Source organism: Nonomuraea sp. CA-218870 (genome assembly GCF_050936535.1).
Lineage (GTDB): Bacteria > Actinomycetota > Actinomycetes > Streptosporangiales > Streptosporangiaceae > Nonomuraea > Nonomuraea corallina.
In genome coordinates this window covers 1,621,891-1,639,398 of the sequence record NZ_JBNJMN010000001.1, presented here as the reverse complement: position 1 = coordinate 1,639,398, position 17,508 = coordinate 1,621,891, and the positions used below count along the sequence as shown (strand labels likewise).

General features: G+C 72.1%; 18 protein-coding genes. 5 read left to right on the top strand and 13 right to left on the bottom strand.

The genetic code is table 11. The features are described 5' to 3' along the window. Complete coding sequence (locus ACQEUU_RS08265; protein ID WP_433062431.1) at window positions 1–447, bottom strand: MarR family winged helix-turn-helix transcriptional regulator; 447 nt, start codon at window positions 445–447, stop codon at window positions 1–3. Between the two features lie 91 nt (window positions 448–538). On the opposite strand from ACQEUU_RS08265, the gene ACQEUU_RS08260 reads away from it, so the two are divergent. Further along, window positions 539–1,369 carry an NAD(P)H-binding protein gene (locus ACQEUU_RS08260; protein ID WP_433062429.1) on the top strand — a complete coding sequence of 277 codons (831 nt, stop codon included), beginning with the start codon at window positions 539–541 and terminating at the stop codon, window positions 1,367–1,369. 2 nt (window positions 1,370–1,371) lie between these two features. Here the strand turns inward: ACQEUU_RS08260 and ACQEUU_RS08255 are convergent, their stop codons facing one another. Both ACQEUU_RS08255 and ACQEUU_RS08250 read right to left on the bottom strand, forming a co-directional pair. Beyond that, a complete protein-coding gene (locus ACQEUU_RS08255; RefSeq protein WP_433062427.1) occupies window positions 1,372–1,863 on the bottom strand; it encodes a hypothetical protein in 492 nt (163 codons plus the stop codon). Then, complete coding sequence (locus tag ACQEUU_RS08250) at window positions 1,860–3,365, bottom strand: MFS transporter (RefSeq protein WP_433062425.1); 1,506 nt, start codon at window positions 3,363–3,365, stop codon at window positions 1,860–1,862. Before ACQEUU_RS08250 ends, ACQEUU_RS08255 begins: the two co-directional genes overlap by 4 nt. A gap of 103 nt (window positions 3,366–3,468) precedes the next feature. Here ACQEUU_RS08250 and ACQEUU_RS08245 point away from each other — a divergent pair, with 103 nt between their 5' ends. Next, complete coding sequence (locus tag ACQEUU_RS08245) at window positions 3,469–4,320, top strand: helix-turn-helix domain-containing protein (protein ID WP_433062423.1); 852 nt, start codon at window positions 3,469–3,471, stop codon at window positions 4,318–4,320. Here the strand turns inward: ACQEUU_RS08245 and ACQEUU_RS08240 are convergent. Genes ACQEUU_RS08240 through ACQEUU_RS08225 form a run of 4 tightly spaced genes read right to left on the bottom strand, consistent with a single transcriptional unit; the run spans window position 4,317 to window position 6,971 of the window. Beyond that, window positions 4,317–4,928 (bottom strand): hypothetical protein, encoded by a 612-nt coding sequence (locus ACQEUU_RS08240; protein WP_433062421.1) that lies wholly within the window; start codon window positions 4,926–4,928, stop codon window positions 4,317–4,319. The genes ACQEUU_RS08245 and ACQEUU_RS08240 overlap by 4 nt on opposite strands. Further along, window positions 4,925–5,998 carry an adenosine deaminase gene (locus tag ACQEUU_RS08235; RefSeq protein WP_270153772.1) on the bottom strand — a complete coding sequence of 358 codons (1,074 nt, stop codon included), beginning with the start codon at window positions 5,996–5,998 and terminating at the stop codon, window positions 4,925–4,927. The genes ACQEUU_RS08240 and ACQEUU_RS08235 overlap by 4 nt, the downstream gene beginning before the upstream one ends. A 30-nt stretch (window positions 5,999–6,028) precedes the next feature. Beyond that, window positions 6,029–6,382, bottom strand: a complete 354-nt coding sequence (locus tag ACQEUU_RS08230) for a cupin domain-containing protein (protein ID WP_433062418.1) — start codon at window positions 6,380–6,382, stop codon at window positions 6,029–6,031. A gap of 4 nt (window positions 6,383–6,386) precedes the next feature. Further along, on the bottom strand, window positions 6,387–6,971 hold the full coding sequence (locus ACQEUU_RS08225) for an AMIN-like domain-containing (lipo)protein (RefSeq protein ID WP_433062416.1): 585 nt from the start codon (window positions 6,969–6,971) through the stop codon (window positions 6,387–6,389). A gap of 147 nt (window positions 6,972–7,118) precedes the next feature. On the opposite strand from ACQEUU_RS08225, the gene ACQEUU_RS08220 reads away from it, so the two are divergent. Next, entirely contained in the window at window positions 7,119–7,511 is a 393-nt protein-coding gene (locus ACQEUU_RS08220; protein WP_270153775.1) for a MarR family winged helix-turn-helix transcriptional regulator, read from the top strand. Between the two features lie 32 nt (window positions 7,512–7,543). Further along, window positions 7,544–8,542 (top strand): hypothetical protein, encoded by a 999-nt coding sequence (locus ACQEUU_RS08215; protein WP_433062414.1) that lies wholly within the window; start codon window positions 7,544–7,546, stop codon window positions 8,540–8,542. On the opposite strand, the gene ACQEUU_RS08210 is transcribed toward ACQEUU_RS08215, so the two are convergent. The 6 genes from ACQEUU_RS08210 to ACQEUU_RS08185 all read right to left on the bottom strand — a co-directional run bounded on the left by ACQEUU_RS08210 (window position 8,532) and on the right by ACQEUU_RS08185 (window position 15,299). Then, window positions 8,532–9,806, bottom strand: coding sequence for a thymidine phosphorylase (locus tag ACQEUU_RS08210; RefSeq protein WP_433062411.1), 1,275 nt, complete (start codon window positions 9,804–9,806; stop codon window positions 8,532–8,534). The two genes, ACQEUU_RS08215 and ACQEUU_RS08210, sit on opposite strands and share 11 nt — an antisense overlap. Continuing rightward, window positions 9,806–10,201, bottom strand: a complete 396-nt coding sequence (locus ACQEUU_RS08205; protein ID WP_433062408.1) for a cytidine deaminase — start codon at window positions 10,199–10,201, stop codon at window positions 9,806–9,808. The genes ACQEUU_RS08210 and ACQEUU_RS08205 overlap by 1 nt, the downstream gene beginning before the upstream one ends. Further along, on the bottom strand, window positions 10,198–11,460 hold the full coding sequence (locus tag ACQEUU_RS08200) for an ABC transporter permease (protein ID WP_433062405.1): 1,263 nt from the start codon (window positions 11,458–11,460) through the stop codon (window positions 10,198–10,200). The genes ACQEUU_RS08205 and ACQEUU_RS08200 overlap by 4 nt, the downstream gene beginning before the upstream one ends. Next, the gene (locus ACQEUU_RS08195; protein ID WP_433062402.1) at window positions 11,457–12,596 is read right to left on the bottom strand and encodes an ABC transporter permease; all 1,140 of its coding nucleotides are present in this window, start codon (window positions 12,594–12,596) and stop codon (window positions 11,457–11,459) included. The genes ACQEUU_RS08200 and ACQEUU_RS08195 overlap by 4 nt, the downstream gene beginning before the upstream one ends. Then, window positions 12,596–14,140 carry an ABC transporter ATP-binding protein gene (locus ACQEUU_RS08190; protein WP_433062399.1) on the bottom strand — a complete coding sequence of 515 codons (1,545 nt, stop codon included), beginning with the start codon at window positions 14,138–14,140 and terminating at the stop codon, window positions 12,596–12,598. The genes ACQEUU_RS08195 and ACQEUU_RS08190 overlap by 1 nt, the downstream gene beginning before the upstream one ends. An 88-nt stretch (window positions 14,141–14,228) precedes the next feature. After that, window positions 14,229–15,299 (bottom strand): BMP family lipoprotein, encoded by a 1,071-nt coding sequence (locus ACQEUU_RS08185; protein WP_433062396.1) that lies wholly within the window; start codon window positions 15,297–15,299, stop codon window positions 14,229–14,231. A gap of 276 nt (window positions 15,300–15,575) precedes the next feature. Between ACQEUU_RS08185 and ACQEUU_RS08180 the strand changes: the two genes are divergently transcribed. Continuing rightward, window positions 15,576–17,462, top strand: a complete 1,887-nt coding sequence (locus ACQEUU_RS08180) for a Xaa-Pro dipeptidyl-peptidase (RefSeq protein WP_433062393.1) — start codon at window positions 15,576–15,578, stop codon at window positions 17,460–17,462. Window positions 17,463–17,508: the final 46 nt, after the last annotated feature.

Sequence of the window (17,508 nt, the reverse complement as noted above, 5' to 3'; positions counted from 1 at the left end):
TCATCGGCTGGAGTGGGCCTGGCCGCCGTTGAGGGCCTTGCGGAGGAGGGTGGCCAGCTGGTCCTGTTCGCGGGCGTCCAGGTTGGCGATGGCGGACCGGGCGAACGCGAAGGACTCCTCGAAGGCGGCGTACAGGGCGGTCCCGTCGGCGGTCCTGACGATGTGGCGGGAGCGGCGGTCGTCGGGGTGCGGCTGGCGGCGGACCAGGTCGCGCGCCTCCAGCCTGCGGATGATCTGGGTGACGTTGGAGGCGTCGCAGCCGATCTCGTCGGCCAGCTCGCGCATCCCGATCCGCCGGGTGAGCCGTCCGAGCACGCAGGCCTGGGCCACGCTCAGGCCGTGCTCCAGGGCGGCGGTCTCGAAGGCGCGGTCGTAGGCGTCGACGAAGTCGAACATGGCGCGTTCGGCGTCGGTCGACGCGGTGACGGGTCCCGAGGATACGGCCATGGCATCACTCTACCAAGAACTTGATGTACTCAAGTATGTGTGCCAAGGTAATGCTTGATTCACTCAAGCATCTACGAAGGGCGCCCACGACATGACCCACACGATCCTGGTGACCGGTGCTCGCGGCAAGACGGGACGCGAGGTGGTCACCCGGCTGCGCCGCGCCGGACTCCCCGTCCGCGCCGGATCGTCCCGGCCCGCCGGCACCGATCAGGTCCGCTTCGACTGGGACGACCCGGCGACCTGGCGCGAGGCGGCCGCGGGCGTGGACGCGGTCTACCTCATGCGCCCGGACCTTCCCGCCGCCCCGGACCTCGTGGCCGGCGTGGTCGAGGCCAACCCGGACGCGCACGTCGTCCTGCTGTCCGAGCAGGGAGCCGAGACCCTCGCGCCGGACCACTGGACGCGCCGGGTCGAGGACGCGGTCGTCACCCGGGCCGCCTCCTGGACCCTGCTCCGCCCGTCCTGGTTCCACCAGATCCTGACCGACCCCCGGTTCCACCTGGCCGCCGTACGGGACGACCGCGTCCTGAGCCTGTCCTCGGGCGGCGCGCCGCTGGCGTGGGTCGACGCGCGCGGCATCGCCGAGGTCGCCGTGGCCGCGCTCCGCGCGCCGGACGACCACCGCGGCCGGGCGTACACGATCACCGGCCCCGAGGCGCTCACGGTCGAGGCCGTGGCCAAGGAGCTCTCCGCGCGCCTCGGTCACGAGATCCGCGCCGAGGACCCCGTACCGCAGGAGGCCGCCGACGGCCTGGACCCCTGGACGGCGGGCATCCTCGACGACCTCTACCGCCGCGTCCGGGAGGGCGGCTTCGCCGAGCTCTCCCCCACCGTGAAGCTGATCACCGGACGCGAGCCCACGTCGCTGGGCGCGTTCATCGACGCCCACCTCGACGCCTGGCGGACCCCGGGCGGGTGAGGTCAGCGGGCGTCAAGCGCCTCCCTCAGGATCCTCACCGCCTTCGGCCCGACCCCGTGCAGCGCGCCGAGCTCCGCGTCCGAGAGGCGGGCGACCTGGTCGAGCGTGGTGATGCCGGCGCCCACCAGCGCCCGGGTCGCGGGGCGCCCGATCGCCTTCGGCAGGTCGCCGGCCCCGTCGGCCCTCTCCGCCGCCGACGCCAGGGCGGCGAGCTCCGGCGGGGCGCACGAGAGCCAGGCCCGCCGCACCCAGTGGTCGAGCGCCTGGCCGTTGATGTCGGCGATCGGCAGCCGCACCCAGTCGCCCGACCGCGCGGCCGTCGCGTGCTGGGAGACCAGGTCCTCAGCGTCGGCGGCGGGCAGCCGCAGCCGCACGTGGGCGTCCGGGTCCAGGGCGGCGAACTCCTCGCCGCCCACGGTGAACACCGGGCCGCCGCCTTCGGCCGCCTGGGGGTGAGAGAGGGCGGTCTTGCGAAGCTGGGCCGCGGTCGTCATCCCTCCACCCTGGCACGCCGGCGACCGGCGCGCGCCGATCCGTCCCCCGGTGCGGACGGCCGGGCGAGGAGGCGCAGGACCAGAACGCCGAGCACGGCGTGCAGCGCGGCGGCGACCGCCGCGGCGACGTGCAGGCCGGTGACGAAAGCCGCCTTCGCCTCGGCGACGGCCGCCGGGGCCACCTCGGCGAGCCGGCGGGTCTCGTCGAGGGTCGGGGCGAGATCCGGCCCCTGGAGCCGGAACACCAGGGCGGCGAGCGAGCCCAGCAGCGCGATGCCGAGAGCGTTGCCGAGCTCGTTGGAGGTCTCGGCGATCGCGCTCGCCGACCCCGCCCGCTCCACGGGCACGGCGGCCACGGCCGTGTCGGCGACGACGCTGAACGAGATGCCGTAGCCGACGCCCGCGACCACCGTCGAGGCGACGTACCAGCCGATCCCGCCCGAGACGCCGGTCAGGAGCAGCAGGAGGAGTCCGGCGGCGACGCACAGGTGGCAGGCGGCGAGCGCCGTCCTCTTGCCGACGCGGTCGATCACGGCCGGCGTGACGACGCACACGACCGTCAGGACCGCCGCCCCCGGGAGCGCGAGAAGCGCCGCCCGCAGGACCGGCACGTCCAGGACGGACTGCAGGTACATCCCGGCGAGATAGGCCGCCGCCGACCAAGCCGCCAGGGGCAGCAGCCCGGTGAGGATCGCCAGCGCGAAGACGCGGTCGCGGAACAGGGAGAAGTCGATCAACGGGTGTTCCAGCTCCCGCTGGCGGCGGGCGAACCACACCAGCAGACACGCCCCGGCGACGACCGCCGCCACCGGGACCGCCGACAGTCCGTCCGCGGCGGCGTGCTTGATCCCGTAACTGGCCAGGAGCAGCCCCCCGGCCGAGCTCAGCACGCTGAGCGCGTCGACCCGGCCGGGCCGGGTGGCGCGCGCCTCACGCAGCAGGACGGGCCCGAGCAGCAGGAACAGGGCGATGACGGGCAGGTTGATCAGGAAGACCGAACCCCACCAGAACCGTTCCAGCAGGACGCCGCCGACGACCGGCCCGATCGCGAACCCGGCGGCGAACGTGGCCGCGAAGATCCCGATGGCGCGCGCCCGCCGTCGCGGGTCGGGGAACAGCTCGCTCAGCACCGCCAGCGCCGACGGCAGCAGCGTGGCCCCCGCCACCCCCATGAGGGCGCGGAAGGCGATGAGCAGCTCCACGTTCGGCGCGAACGCCGCGCCGGCGGAACCGGCGCCGAAGACCGCGGCGCCGATCATCAGCAGCCGCAGCCGGCCGTACCGGTCTCCGAGGTTGCCGAACGCGATCAGCAGGGACCCGACGGCGAATCCGTAGACGTCCAGGAGCCAGAGCGCCTGGTCGGCCGTCGGCGAGAGGGCGGCGCTGATCCGGGGCATCGCCAGGAACAGGATCGACCCGTCCATCGAGACCAGGAGCACCGGGCAGAGGATCACCAGGAGGCCGAGCCAGGCCCGCAGGCCGTGAGATCGCTGTCGAGTCATGGCCTCGACGGTGCGGCACCCGCGCCCGCCGGGGCCACTCCCCTGTCGTGGGTACCCACGACAGGTGCACCCACCGGCCGGGCCGCTCTTCTAGGCTCGGATCGTGGACAGCCTCGGCACGTTCCTGAAGAGCCGCCGTGACCGGGTGACCCCGGCGGAGCTCGGCCTGCGCACCTACGGCTCCTTCCGCCGCGTGCCGGGCCTGCGGCGCGAGGAGCTCGCCCGGCTCGCAGGGGTGAGCGCCGGCTACTACACGCGGCTCGAACAGGGCCAGGCCGAGACGGCCTCGGAGCAGGTTCTCGACGCGCTCGCGCGGGCGCTCAAGCTCGACCCGGTCGAGACCGTCCACCTGCACAACCTGGCCCGGCAGCGCCCCGTGGCGCGCCCGGCCGACCCGGGCCCCGAGACGCCGCACCCGAGGGTCCTCGCACTCCTGGAGAGTCTCGGCGCGGCCGTGCCCGCCCTCGTGCTCGGCCGGCGCGGCGACGTGCTCGCGTGGAACCGCGCCGGCCACGCGCTCATGGCCGGGCACGCCGCCTTCGACGCGCCGGCGGACCCCGCCCGGCGGCCGTCGGTGCCGCGGATGTTCTTCCTCGACCCGCTCACCCGCGACCTGCACCGCAACTGGCCGGAGCTCGCCCGCGTCCACGTCGCCTACCTGCGGCTCACCGCGGGCCGCTACCCCATGGACGCCCGGCTGGCCGGGCTCGTCGGCGAGCTCACGATGCGCAGCGACGCCTTCGCGGCGCTGTGGGCGACGGGCGACGTCTCCGACTGCACGGTGGGCACGATGCTCCTGCGCCACCCGACCGTCGGCGCCGTGAGCGTCGACTACCAGGTGTGGCTCCAGCCCGACAGCCCCGACCATCGGCTGGAGATCTACACGCCGAACGACCCGGGCTCCGCCGACGCGCTGCGCATCCTGGCCCACCAGGCCGGGCAGGCCGGACGCTAGCCGGCCACGACGGCGGCGACGATCAGGGCCAGCGCCACCACGGCGGCCGCGACGGAGTCGTAGGCCCAGTTCGTCCGCGCCGGCCCCGGCTCCTCCTTGCGGAACCTGGCCTGCTCGGCGCGGCCGGTGATCTGGTCGGCCACCCAGTCGGCGTGGGTCCTGCCCGCGAAGACCTCCGCCGCCGCCTGCTCGCCCTTGGTCAGCGTGGGCTCGGTCTGGTAGCGGCCGCGCCGTACGGGGGCGGCGCCGCGGCGCTGGGCCTTGGCGCGCTCCCTGGCCGAGGTCATCGGGGTCCACAGGCGCAGCAACCGCCCGCCGGAGTGGGTGACGTTGATCGAGTGGGAGACGGTCACGTCGTCGACCGAGGCCCAGGGCACGAACGTGGACCGCAACGGCGTGCGGCCCAGCAGTCCGGGCTCGGTGAGGACGGTGGCCGGGCGCAGGGCGACGACGTACACGACGGCGGTGAGCGCGCCCAGCACGGCCAGCGCCACCAGGGACGGCTTCCCGCTGTAGCGGACGATCAGGTCGACCACATTGGCGGCGGCGAACACGACCCAGACCCAGCCGAAGACGTAGGCGGTCTTGGAACGGAAGACCTGTTTCACGGCTGCCACTTGAGCTGGGCGAATCCGGGCTTGATCACGCCGTTGATCAGCGCGAGACGTTCGTCGAACGGCAGGAAGGCCGACTTCATCGCGTTGACCGTGAACCACTGCAGGTCGTCCCAGCCGTAGCCGAACGCCTCGACCAGCTGGGCGAACTCCTGCGACACGCTGGTGGAGCTCATCAGCCGGTTGTCGGTGTTGACCGTGACCCGGAAGTAGAGGCGGCGCAGCAGCCCGATCGGATGCTCGGCGATCGACGCGGCGGCGCCGGTCTGGAGGTTGGAGGTGGGGCACATCTCCAGCGGGATGCGCTTGTCGCGCACGTACGCGGCCAGCCGGCCGAGCTTGGCGGAGCCGTCGTCGGCGACGGAGATGTCGTCGATGATGCGCACGCCGTGGCCGAGCCGGTCGGCGCCGCACCACTGGATGGCCTGCCAGATGGACGGCAGGCCGAACCCCTCGCCGGCGTGGATGGTGAAGTGGGCGTTCTCCCGCTGGAGATACTCGAACGCGTCGAGGTGGCGGGTGGGAGGGTAGCCGGCCTCGGCGCCGGCGATGTCGAAGCCGACGACGCCGACGTCGCGGTAGCGCACGGCCAGCTCGGCGATCTCCATCGAGCGGGCCTGATGGCGCATGGCGGTGAGCAGCGTGCCGACGCGGATGCCGCGCCCTTCGGAGCCCTGGCGGAAGCCCTCCAGCACGGCCTGCACCACCTGGTCGAGGGTGAGCCCGTCGGCGGTGTGCTGCTCGGGGGCGAAGCGCACCTCGGCGTAGACGACGCCGTCGGCGGCGAGGTCCTCGGCGCACTCGGCGGCGACGCGGGCGAGCGACTCGCGGGTCTGCATGACGCCGACGGTGTGCTGGAAGGTCTCGAGGTAGCGCTCCAGCGAACCGGAGTCGGCCGCCTCCTCGAACCACTGGCGCAGGTTGCCGGGGTCGGTGGTGGGCAGCCGGTCGTAGCCGGAGTCGCGGGCCAGGTCCACGATGGTCTCGGCGCGAAGACCACCGTCGAGATGGTCGTGCAGCAGAACCTTGGGCGCGCGCCGGATCTCGTCAATCGTGGGACTCATCCGCCCATGATACGAGCCACCAGGGCCGCGTCACTCGTCGCGACGGGCGGAATCGGGGCTGAAGGCGGGCAGGCACACCGCGATGTACTCGGCGCCCTCGTCGCCGGTGCGGTAGCGGATCCTCTCGCCCGGCTCGGTGACGAGGGTCTGGCCGGCGAGCACCTCGGTGGTGCCGCCCGCGTGCTCGACCAGGACGGCGCCGCGCAGCACGAGGGTGTACTCGGCGAACTCCGGGGTCTGGGCGGGCTCCTCCCAGCCGGGCGGGGCGACCATGTGGGCGATGGAGACCGCCTCGTCGCCGCTGTTGACCCGGCCCACGTGCTCGTCGATGAGCTTGCCGCCCGGCACCGGGACGCGCGAAGGTCCTTCGATCTTTCTCACCACACGATCAGTGTGCCACGTCGACCACCAGGCGGGGCGGGTCGCTGAGCTCACGGACCTCGAAGCCCTTGACCGCGCCGGTCAGCAGGGCGATGCCGACGACGCCCTCGAAGTCGCCGGTCTTGGCGATGGCGGTGACGGTCCCCGACGGGGGCACGGCGGTGCCGGTCCAGGTGGGCACGCCGTCCTCGTCGTGGGCGTCGGCGGGGGTGAGCCGCAGGTGCAGGGCGTGGCCGCCGTTCAGGTCGATGGGCCGGCCGGACCCGTCCTGTTCCAGCTCGCGGACCCACCGCACGGTGTAGCCGGGGACGTCGCCGTCGAGGTCGACGACCACCCGGTCGTACGCGGGATGCCGGCCGACCCGCACCCCGGTGACCGTCGCCGGCTCGATGCCGTCGCGTTCGACCTGGACGGGGGCGGTGCCGGTGGGGCTCGGGGCGGGTGCGGCGGTGGGTGTCCCGGTGGCGGGCGACCCGGGGGCGGAGGACGTTGTGCTGCCCGCCGAGGTCGCGCCGGGGGGCGCCGTGCCGCAGGAGATCAGGGCCGCGCCGCACGCGAGAAAGGCGACGGCGGCCCGTACGAACGGGGTCATGTGACCTGGATGCCCGGTGACCGCGCCGGCGATGCGCCGGTGACCCGATCGGCATCAGGAGGGGAGGCGGAGCGGCCCGGCGCGACAGGTCCGGCGCCCGCGCGGCGGCGTCTTACAGAGATCTTTACGGCGTGGTAACCTCCGCGCATGGACGATCAGTTCGCGGTCGACACCTGGCACTACGTCCTGGCCAGGCACGCCAGGGCCATGTGCGCGCTGGAGCGCGAGCTGGGTGCCAAGCACGGGCTGGGGCCCAGCGAGTTCGAGGTCCTCGACCGGATCGTCCACCACGACAGGAAGCTGCGCATCCAGGAGCTCTGCGAGGAGGTCCACCTGAGCCAGAGCGCGCTGTCGCGGGTGGTGGCCCGCCTGGAGAGGGCCGCGCTGGTCACGCGCCGGGCCTGCGACTCCGACCGGCGGGGCGTGTTCGTGCGCATCACCGACGAGGGCCGCGCCCGCCACGCGGCCGCCCTGCCCACGCAGCGCGCCGTGCTGTGCGCGATCTTCGCAGAGGACGCCGCGCCGCTCCTCGCCCGGTGACCTTCCGGACCTTTCGCCGGTACGCTGCGGCGATGTTCTTCTTACACCGCTCAGTCAAGACGGTCGCGGCGACCGCCGTGCTCACCGCCGCGGTCACGACGCCCGCGGCGCACGCGCGGGAGACGGACCAGGTCCTCCGGGTCTACAACGACAACATCGAGAACCTGGTGATGAACAACGCCGACGGGTCGTGCACCCGGATCTCGGGCCCGGCCCACCTCACCTCGATGCTGGTCGACGACAGCGGCAGGACGGGCACGTCCGGCGTGCGGGCGCCCGACCTGCTGATCGTCCAGCAGGTGCGCGGCATCGGGCAGGCCAGGGCCTACGCCGACCAGCTCTCCGCCAAGTTCGGCTACCCGGCGGGCACCTTCAAGGCGATCGTCGCCTGGGACGACCCGCAGCCGTGGGGCGGATCCCACCACTGCGACCGGCAGTCGCTCGGCGACCTGAAGAAGCGTCAGACCAACGGGATCATCTACAACACCAGGACGCTGAAGCTGGCCGAGACCTCCAAGTACTGGAGCGCGGGCTGGCTGAAGCCGGGCACCTCGTACGCCGGCGGGGCCGGGTGCACCCTGTACAAGCCGCCCAGCAACGACGACGGCGCCGCGTACGCCTACAAGTGGAAGCGCACCAGCGCCATCGCGGCGAGGTTCACGATGCGGGCGACGGGGACGCCGGTGTTCGCGGCCTCCATGCACCTGCCCCAGGAGAACCGCAGGAACGCCTGCGCCGGGCCGGGCGACACGGGCCTGGCGGGCTCCGGCATCCGGCTCGGCGCGGACGCCAGGAGGCTGATGAACGCCTCGACGATCCGCGTCGTCGGCGTCGACGCGAACCGCACGGGCATCGCCAGGACCACGCTCGGCGGCTACGGCATGACCGGCTACGGCGCGAAGCCCACGTTGGGCTCCAGGAAGATCGACTACCTGTTCGTCAAGGGCGCCGTGCGGCCGTCGCCGGTCGACCACACGGTGAACAGCACGAAGTCGAACCACCGGGCGCTGTACGCGTTCATCACGGTGTGATCCGCTCGATGACCAGCGGCAGCGCGTCGCCGGCCGTCTCGCCGACCTCGTAGCCGCCGTCCAGCGCCGCCAGCGCCCGCTCGAACCGGGCGGCGTCGTCGGCGTGCAGGGTCAGCAGCGGCTCGCCCCGGGTGACCCGGTCTCCGGGCTTGGCGTGCAGGGTAACGCCGGCGCCCGCCGAGACCGGGTCCTCCTTGCGGGCCCGGCCCGCGCCGAGCCGCCAGGCGGCCAGGCCCACCGCGTAGGCGTCCAGCCGGGTCAGCACGCCGGACGACGGCGCCTCGACCGTCAGCGTCTCGCCCGCGCGGGGCAGCGGCGCGTCCGGGTCGCCGCCCTGGGCGGCGATCATCCGCCGCCAGGCGTCCATCGCCGACCCGTCGCGCAGCGCGTCGGCCGGGTCCTTGCCGGACACCCCGGCGGCCTCCAGCATCTCCCGCGCGAGCCGTACGGTCAGCTCCACCACGTCGGACGGCCCGCCGCCCGCGAGGACGTCGACCGACTCCTCGACCTCCAGGGCGTTGCCCACGGCCAGGCCGAGCGGCCGGTCCATGGCGGTGAGCAGCGCGACCGTGCGCACGCCCGCGTCGGCGCCGAGCGCGACCATGGTCTCGGCCAGTTCGCGGGCCCGCTCCGGGGTCTTCATGAACGCCCCCGAGCCCACCTTCACGTCCAGCACCAGCGCCCCGGTGCCTTCCGCGATCTTCTTGGACATGATCGACGAGGCGATGAGCGGGATGGACTCGACGGTTCCGGTGACGTCGCGCAGCGCGTACAGCTTCTTGTCGGCGGGGGCCAGCCCGGACCCGGCGGCGCAGACGACCGCGCCCGCCTCGCGCAGCACGCCGAGCATCTCGTCGTTGGAGAGCGAGGCCCGCCAGCCGGGGATCGACTCCAGCTTGTCGAGCGTGCCGCCGGTGTGGCCGAGGCCGCGGCCGGAGAGCTGCGGCACGTAGGCGCCGCAGGCGGCGACCAGCGGCGCCAGCGGCAGCGTGATCTTGTCGCCGACGCCGCCGGTGGAGTGCTTGTCGGCGGTGGGCCGGTCGAGCGCCGACCAGTCCATCCGCTCGCCGGAGTCGATCATCGCCCGGGTCCAGCCGGCGATCTCACGCCGGTTCATGCCGTTGAGCAGGATCGCCATCGCCAGCGCGGCCATCTGCTCGTCGGCGACCTCGCCGCGCGTGTAGGCGTCGATCACCCAGTCGATCTGGGCGCCGGTCAGCTCCCCGCCGTCGCGCTTGGCGACGATGACCTCGATGACGTCCATCACGACACCCGGGACAGGTCGTCGGGGCCGAACGCGTACGGCAGGATCTCGGCCATCCGCTTGGGCCCGTCGACGGTCTCGACCAGCAGGTCGGCACCGCCGAACTCGAACAGCAGCTGCCGGCAGCGGCCGCACGGCATGAGCAGCTCACCATGGCCGTCGACGCAGGTGAAGGCCAGCAGCCGGCCGCCGCCGGACGCCTGCAGCGCGGACACCAGCCCGCACTCGGCGCACAGCCCCACGCCGTAGGAGGCGTTCTCCACGTTGCAGCCGGTGACCACGCGCCCGTCGTCGACCAGCGCGGCGGCGCCGACCGGGAACTTCGAGTACGGAGCGTAGGCGTGGTGCATGGCCTCCGCGGCCTTGGCGCGCAGAGAGTCCCAATCGATGATCAATGCTGTTCCCCCCGTCGGTAGCGTACGCCGTCGGCCTTGGGCATCCGCAGCCGCTGCGACGCGACGAGGAGCACCAGCAGCGTGAGCACGTGCGGCGTGATGAAGACGAACTCGTTCGGCAGCCGGTCGACGGTCAGCCAGAGCCAGAAGAGCCCGGCCGCGCCCACCACGGCGCCGCCCATGACCGTGTAGTCCCTGGCGCCGAGCGCCGACAGCCCGTCCGCCTTACGGAGCCTGACGCCGAGGTAGACCAGCAGCAGGATCGCGCCCAGGAGCAGGAAGGACGTGATCGCCCCCTGGCTGCGCAGCTGCAGGCCGTCGGCGTACCCGAAGAGCGCGGCGCCGGCCGCGAGCCCGCCGGGCCGCCAGTTGCCGAAGATCATGGCGGCGAGTCCGATGAAGCCGCGCCCGGCCGTCTGGCCCTCGACGTACTTGGTGCTGACGAAGACCAGGAACACGCCGCCCAGTCCGGCGAACGCGCCGGAGATGACCACCGCGATGTACTTGATCCGGTAGACGTTCACGCCCAGCGACTCGGCCGCCCACGGGTTCTCGCCCGCCGAGCGCAGCCGCAGCCCGAACGAGGTGTGCCAGAGCACGAAGAACGTCAGCGGCAGCATCAGCACGGCCAGGATGACCAGCACGTTCACGTTGTGCGTGAGCCCGCGCAGGATGCCCGCCAGGTCGCCGAGCAGGAACCACCTGGTGCTCTCCAGGCTGCCCAGCCAGTCGGGCCCGTCGGACAGCAGCGGCAGGCTCAGCTCGGGCGCCGCGGACGACAGCGCGGGCGAGGTGGTGATGCCCGCTCCCGCCTGGTTGGCGTGGCTGCCCTCCTTGTAGAGCACCTCGGACAGGAACCGGGTGACGCCGGGGCCGAGCAGGTTGATGGCCACGCCGCTGATGATGTGGTCGACGCCGAAGGTGACGGTGGCGATGGCGTGGATGAGGCCGCCGATCGCGCCCGCGAGCAGCCCGGCGACGAGCGCCGCGTAGGGGCCCCACTGGTAGCCCGCCCAGCCGGCGAACCACGTGCCGAGCACCATCATGCCTTCGAGGCCGATGTTGACCACGCCGGCCCGCTCGGCCCACAGGCCGCCGAGCCCGGCCAGCCCGATCGGCACCGCCAGCATGAGCGCGGCCGCGAACGTGCCGGACGAGGTGATCTCGTTGGCCCCGGTGATCAGGCGGATCAGCGACACCAGCAGGATCGCCGCGGCGACGCCGATGAGCGCCAGATGGTACTTGCGGGTCCTGGTCATCCTGCCACCTCAACGGGAGTGTTCCTGCCGAGCGCCTGGGCGGCCCGCCGTTCCTCGCGCCGCAGCGCGACCCTGCTGGTGACCTCGTTGGCGATGACCACCAGGAGGACGATGGTGCCCTGCATGATCGTGATGACCGAGGGCGGCACGTCCGCGAACTGCAGCGGACCCTGCGCCCGGTCCAGGAAGCCGAACAGCAGCGCGGCCACCGCGATGCCCGCGGGCTTGTTGCGGCCCAGCAGGGCCACGGCGATGCCGAGGAAGCCCAGGCCGGGGGTGAAGTTGGAGCCGAAGGCGTGCTCGTCGCCGAGGAGCTCGGGCAGGCCGATGAGGCCCGCGACCGCTCCTGAGAGCACCATCGCGGAGATGACCATCTTCTTGGGGTCGACGCCGGAGGCGAGCGCGGCCGGCGCGTTGAGTCCGCTGGCCTTGACCTCGAAGCCGAACCTGGTGCGCTCCAGCACCAGCCAGATCCCGACGCCGAGCAGGACGGCGACGATCAGGAAGCCCCACAGGCCGTCGCCGCGCGGCGCGGGCAGGCCGAACATCTCCAGCAGCACGTTCACGTTCGGGAACCACGCCGACTCGGGCAGCGCGGGCGTGCTCGTGGTGAGCTGCCCCTCCGCCCGCTCGCCGGCGAACGGGCCGCGGACCAGGTACGCGGCCAGGTTGATCGCGATGTAGTTGAGCATGATCGTGGAGATGACCTCGTTGACGCCCCGGGTCACCTTCATCACGGCCGGGATCAGCGCGTACAGGCCGCCGGCGGCCGCCGCCACGATGATGATCACGGCGATCTGGATCGGCGCGGGCGCGACGAACGTCGAGCCGACGAAGGCGGCGCAGATGGCCGCGATGCGGTACTGGCCCTCGACGCCGATGTTGAAGAGGTTCATCCGGAAGCCGATGGCCACGGCCAGGCCGGCGATGAACAGCGTCACCGCCCGGTTGAGCATGTCGGCGATGCTGGTCGACACGGCCTTCTCGGTGGCGCCGAAGTCGAAGAACGCGGCGAACGCGGCCGCCGGGCTGGCGCCCGCGGCGACGATCGCCACACTGGAGATGCCGATGGCCAGCACGATGGCCGCGGCGGCGCCCGCGACGGTGAGCAGCGCCCTGAAGAGCCCCGCGGGCATCACGCCTCCTCAGTGCCGGTGATGGCACCGGTCATGTAGCCGCCGAGCCGCTCCGGCGTGACGCCGGACGGGTCGAGCCGGGCGGCGAACCGCCCTCTATAGATCACGTACAGCGTGTCGGACAGGCCGATCAGCTCGTCGAGGTCCGCCGAGATGAGCAGCACGGCCAGCCCGGCGGCGCGGGCGTTGCGCAGGTGTTCCCAGATGGCGGCCTGCGCGCCCACGTCGACGCCCCGGGTGGGGTGGGCGGCGATGAGCACCTTGGGGTCGCCGCTCATCTCGCGGCCGACGATGAGCTTCTGCTGGTTGCCGCCCGACAGGGCCAGGGCCAGGGTGTCGACGCCGGGGGTGCGCACGTCGTACTCCTCGACGATGCGCTGGGTGTCGGCCCTGGACGCGCGCCGGTCGATCCAGATGCCGCGGCGGGCCGGGGGCCTGGTCTGGTGGCCGAGCACGCGGTTCTCCCAGAGGCTGGCCTCCAGCAGCAGGCCCTGACGGTGGCGGTCCTCGGGGATGTAGGCGATGCCCGCCTCGCGGCGGCGGCGCGTGGGCCAGGCGGCGATGTCCTCGCCGCCGAGGCTGAGCTCGCCGCCCACCGGGCGGATGCCCATGATGGCCTCGATCAGCTCGGACTGCCCGTTGCCCTCGACGCCCGCGATGCCGACGATCTCGCCCTGGTGGATCTGGAACGACACGTCGTCCAGCAGTCGCCGGCCGCCCTCGGCCTCCATGGTCAGGCCGGACGCCTGGAACATGACGGTGTCGGTGACCGTGGACTCGCGGGTCTCGGGGGTGGGCAGCTCGCTGCCGACCATGAGCTCGGCGAGATGGCGGGCGGTGGTGCCCGCGGGGTCGACGCCGGCGACCGTGGTGCCGCGCCGGATCACGGTGATCGCGTCGGCGATGCTGAGCACCTCGTCGAGCTTGTGCGAGATGAAGATGACGGTGAGGCCGCCGGCCTTGAGCTCGCGCAGGTTCTGGAAGAGCTCGTCGACCTCCTGCGGGACGAGCACGGCGGTCGGCTCGTCCAGGATGAGGATGCGCGCGCCGCGGTAGAGGACCTTGAGGATCTCCACCCGCTGGCGGTCGCCGACGCCGAGGTCCTCCACAAGCCGGTCGGGGTCGACCCGCAGGCCGTGGCGCTCGGCCAGCTCGTTGATGCGGCGGCGGGCGCCGGCCTTGTCGAGCACGCCCGCGGTGCTCGGCTCGGCGCCCAGCACGATGTTCTCCAGCACCGTGAAGTAGTCGGCGAGCATGAAGTGCTGGTGGACCATGCCGATGCCGGCGTGGATGGCGTCGCTCGGCGTGCGGAAGGAGACCTCTTGGCCGTCCACCTTGATCGTGCCCTCGTCCGGCTTCTGCATGCCGTAGAGGATCTTCATCAGCGTCGACTTGCCGGCGCCGTTCTCCCCGACGATCGCGTGCACCGTCCCGGCTTCGACGGTGAGGCTGATGTCGTGGTTGGCCACGACACCGGGGAAGCGCTTGGTGATGCCCTCCAGCTGGACGGCGGGCGGCACCGCGGCGGCGATCTGAGGGTTCATCGGCCGCTCATTCGATCTCTCCTTGGGCAGATACAGGCCGAAGGCCCGGGTCACGGGACGCCGGGCCCTCGGAGAGGCGTTCCTCAGATCACGGGGTGGTCGGGACCGTGATCTTGCCGTCGACGATGTCCTTCTTGGCAGCTTCGATCTTGTCGGCGAGGTCGTCGATCTCACCGCCGGTGGTGGACAGGCCGACGCCGTCCACCTTCAGGTCGTAGATCACGTCGCTGCCGCCCTTGGCGCCGCCCTGGAAGGCCTTGATGAACTCGAACACGCCGACGTCGACGCGCTTGAGCATGGAGGTCATGATGACCTCCTGGAGGTTGGTCTCCTTGACCGTCTGGCGCTGGTCGGAGTCGACGCCGATGGCCTTCTTCTTGGCCGCGGCCGCCGCCTGGAACACGCCGAGGCCGGAGTCGCCGGAGGCGTGGTAGACGATCTCGGCGCCGTCCTGGTACATCTTCTCGGCCGCGACCTTGCCCTTGTCGGGGGCGCGGAAGCCGGTGAAGTCACCGTCAGGGGTGAGGTACTTGACGTCGATCTTGGCGTCGCTCTTGACCGACTTCACGCCGGCCTCGAAGCCCGCCTGGAACTTCTTGATCAGATCGTTCTCGACACCGCCGACGAAGCCCACGTGGCCGCTCTCGGCCTTGTGCGCGGCCGCGACGCCCGCCAGGTAGGAGCCCTGCTCCTCGGCGAAGAGCAGACCGGTCACGTTGGGGGCGTTGGAGCCCGAGTCGACGACCGCGAACTGGATCTCCGGGTACTCCTCGGCGGCCTTCTTGATGTCCTCGCCGTAGGCGAACCCGACGCCGATGATCGGGTTGTAGCCCGCGTCGGCCAGCTGGGTCAGCAGCTCACCGCGGTTGGAGCCGTCGGAGGCCGGGCTGAGCTCCTTGATCTCCGCGCCCAGCTCCGTCTTGGCCTTCTCCAGGCCCGCGTAGGCGGCGTCGTTGAACGACTTGTCGCCGCGTCCGCCGATGTCGAACGCGAGCCCGACCTTGAGCGGACCGCCCGCCGGAGCGCTGGTGTCCGCGGAGGGCGCGGTGCTCGCCGTCGTGTCCCCACCACTGCCACTGCCGCCACAAGCCGCGGCCGCCATGAGCATGGCACCGGCCAGCGTGCCGGTCGCCAACCTGCCGAATCGCTTGCTGAGCAAGGCGACTCCTTCCATTTCCCCGCCGTCAAACTTCATCGCAGGCGCGAAGAAATGCACGGCAACCCTGCACGGAAGATAGTTGGTTGACCAGGCCATACCAAACCGGCACACAGGGTCGCAACCGCTCCGTTATCGACCTCAAGCGGGACTGTGACCTGGATGCGTCCCCACCTGCCCTACGAAGCTTTGCCCAATTTTGGGCCTCGCCATCCGGTCCGGGGGGATCGATCATGGCAGGGCATTCCCCAACCGGGGCCACCACTCAGGAGTCCAGCCATGCACCCCTGGAAGGCAATCGCCGTGCCGCTGGCCGCGGCCATGGTGCTCACCATGGCGTCCGCGACCCCCGCGGCATCGGCGGACACCCCCGCCATCAAGATCGAGGGAGGCGCGACCCAACCGGTCTTCTCCCGCGCCGACGCGATCAAGCAGACCGTCTTCGTCGAGGTCGCAGGAACCGACAGCGACAGCGACGGCAGCCCCGACCGGGTCGCCGTCGACATCCTCCGGCCCAAGGAGACCGACCAGGGGCTGAAGGTCCCGGTCATCATGGAGGCCAGCCCCTACTACGCGGGCGGCAACGACGTCGCCAACCACGTCGTGGACGTCGACGAGCACGGCAACCCGCTGCCCAGCACGTTGCGAGGGCGGAGCAAGCTGTCGAGCGAGCCGTTCGACTCCTACTACGACAACTACTTCGTGCCCCGCGGCTACGCCGTCGCCCTGGTCGAGAACCTCGGCAGCGGACGCGCCACCGGCTGCCCCACCACCGGCGACCGCAACGAGACGGCCGGGCCCAAGGCCGCCATCGACTGGCTGAACGGCCGCGCCAAGGGCTTCGACGCCGACGGCCGGCCGGTCGAGGCCACCTGGTCCACCGGCAAGGTCGGCATGATCGGCGTCTCGTACAACGGGACCCTGCCGAACGCGGTGGCCGCGACCGGCGTGAAGGGCCTGGAGACGATCGTGCCGATCGCCGCGATCTCCTCCTGGTACGACTACTACCGGGCCAACGGCGGCGTGGTCGCGCCCGGCGGGTTCCAGGGCGAGGACGCCGACGTGCTGGCCAAGTACGTGCTCACCCGGGAGAACGGCCAGGAGGTGTGCGGGCCGGTCATGGACCACCTGACCTCCGCCCAGGACAGGATCACCGGCGACTACAACGACTTCTGGGACGACCGCAACTACCTCAACGACGTGCGCAAGGTCCGGGCCAGCGTCTTCCTGGTGCACGGGCTCAACGACTGGAACGTCAAGACCAAGCAGGCCGCCCAGTGGTGGTACGCGCTGGCCCAGCGGAACGTGCCGCGCAAGATCTGGCTGCACCAGGGCACCCACATGAACCCGTTCAGCCTGCGCACCGTCGAGTGGCTGCGCCAGCTGCACGGCTGGTTCGACCACTGGCTGTACGGGATCGACAGCGGGATCATGCGTGAGCCGCAGGCGGACGTGGAGATCGAGGCGGGCGTGTGGGGTCAGCACCGGTCGTGGCCGCTGCCGGGCGCCGCGCCGGTGCGGCTGTGGATGGGCTCGGGCTCGAAGCTCGGCCTGCTGCCGCGTCCCCTCTCGGCGCGCGAGTCGTTCGTGGACCAGAAGACCCGCACGGCGGAGGAACTGGTGGAGAACGCCCCGGCCGCCGACCCGAACCGGCTGGCGTACCTCACCGGCGCGCTGCCGACGGACGTGCGGATCTCCGGCACGCCGACGGTCAGCGTGCGGGCCTCGATGCGGAACGGCGCCTCGCCGTTCCTGACCGCGCTGCTCGTGGACTACGGCACCGACACGCGGCCGGACGGCAGGCTGGTGTCGACGGGCCAGGAGTACTGCTACGGCCAGGGCGTGCCGGGTGACACCGGCTGCACGGTGCTGCGCCGGCTGGGCACGGCCGAGACCCCGTACAAGATCGTCAGCCGGGGCTGGCTCGACGTGCGCAACCGGAAGGCCGCCGACCGGACCGAGCCGATCCGGGCGGGCAAGGAGTACACGTTCACCTGGGACTTCCAGCCCCAGGACTACCTGTTCAAGAAGGGGCACAGGATCGGCGTCGTGATCATCTCGACCGACCACGACTACACCCTGCGCTACCCGGCGGGCACCGAGGTGACGCTGTCGCCCGGCCACTCGTCGGTGCGGCTGCCGGTGGTCTTCGGCAGGATCTCCTGACATGCGACGGCGGCGGGAGACCGGAGTCTCCCGCCGCCGTCCGGCG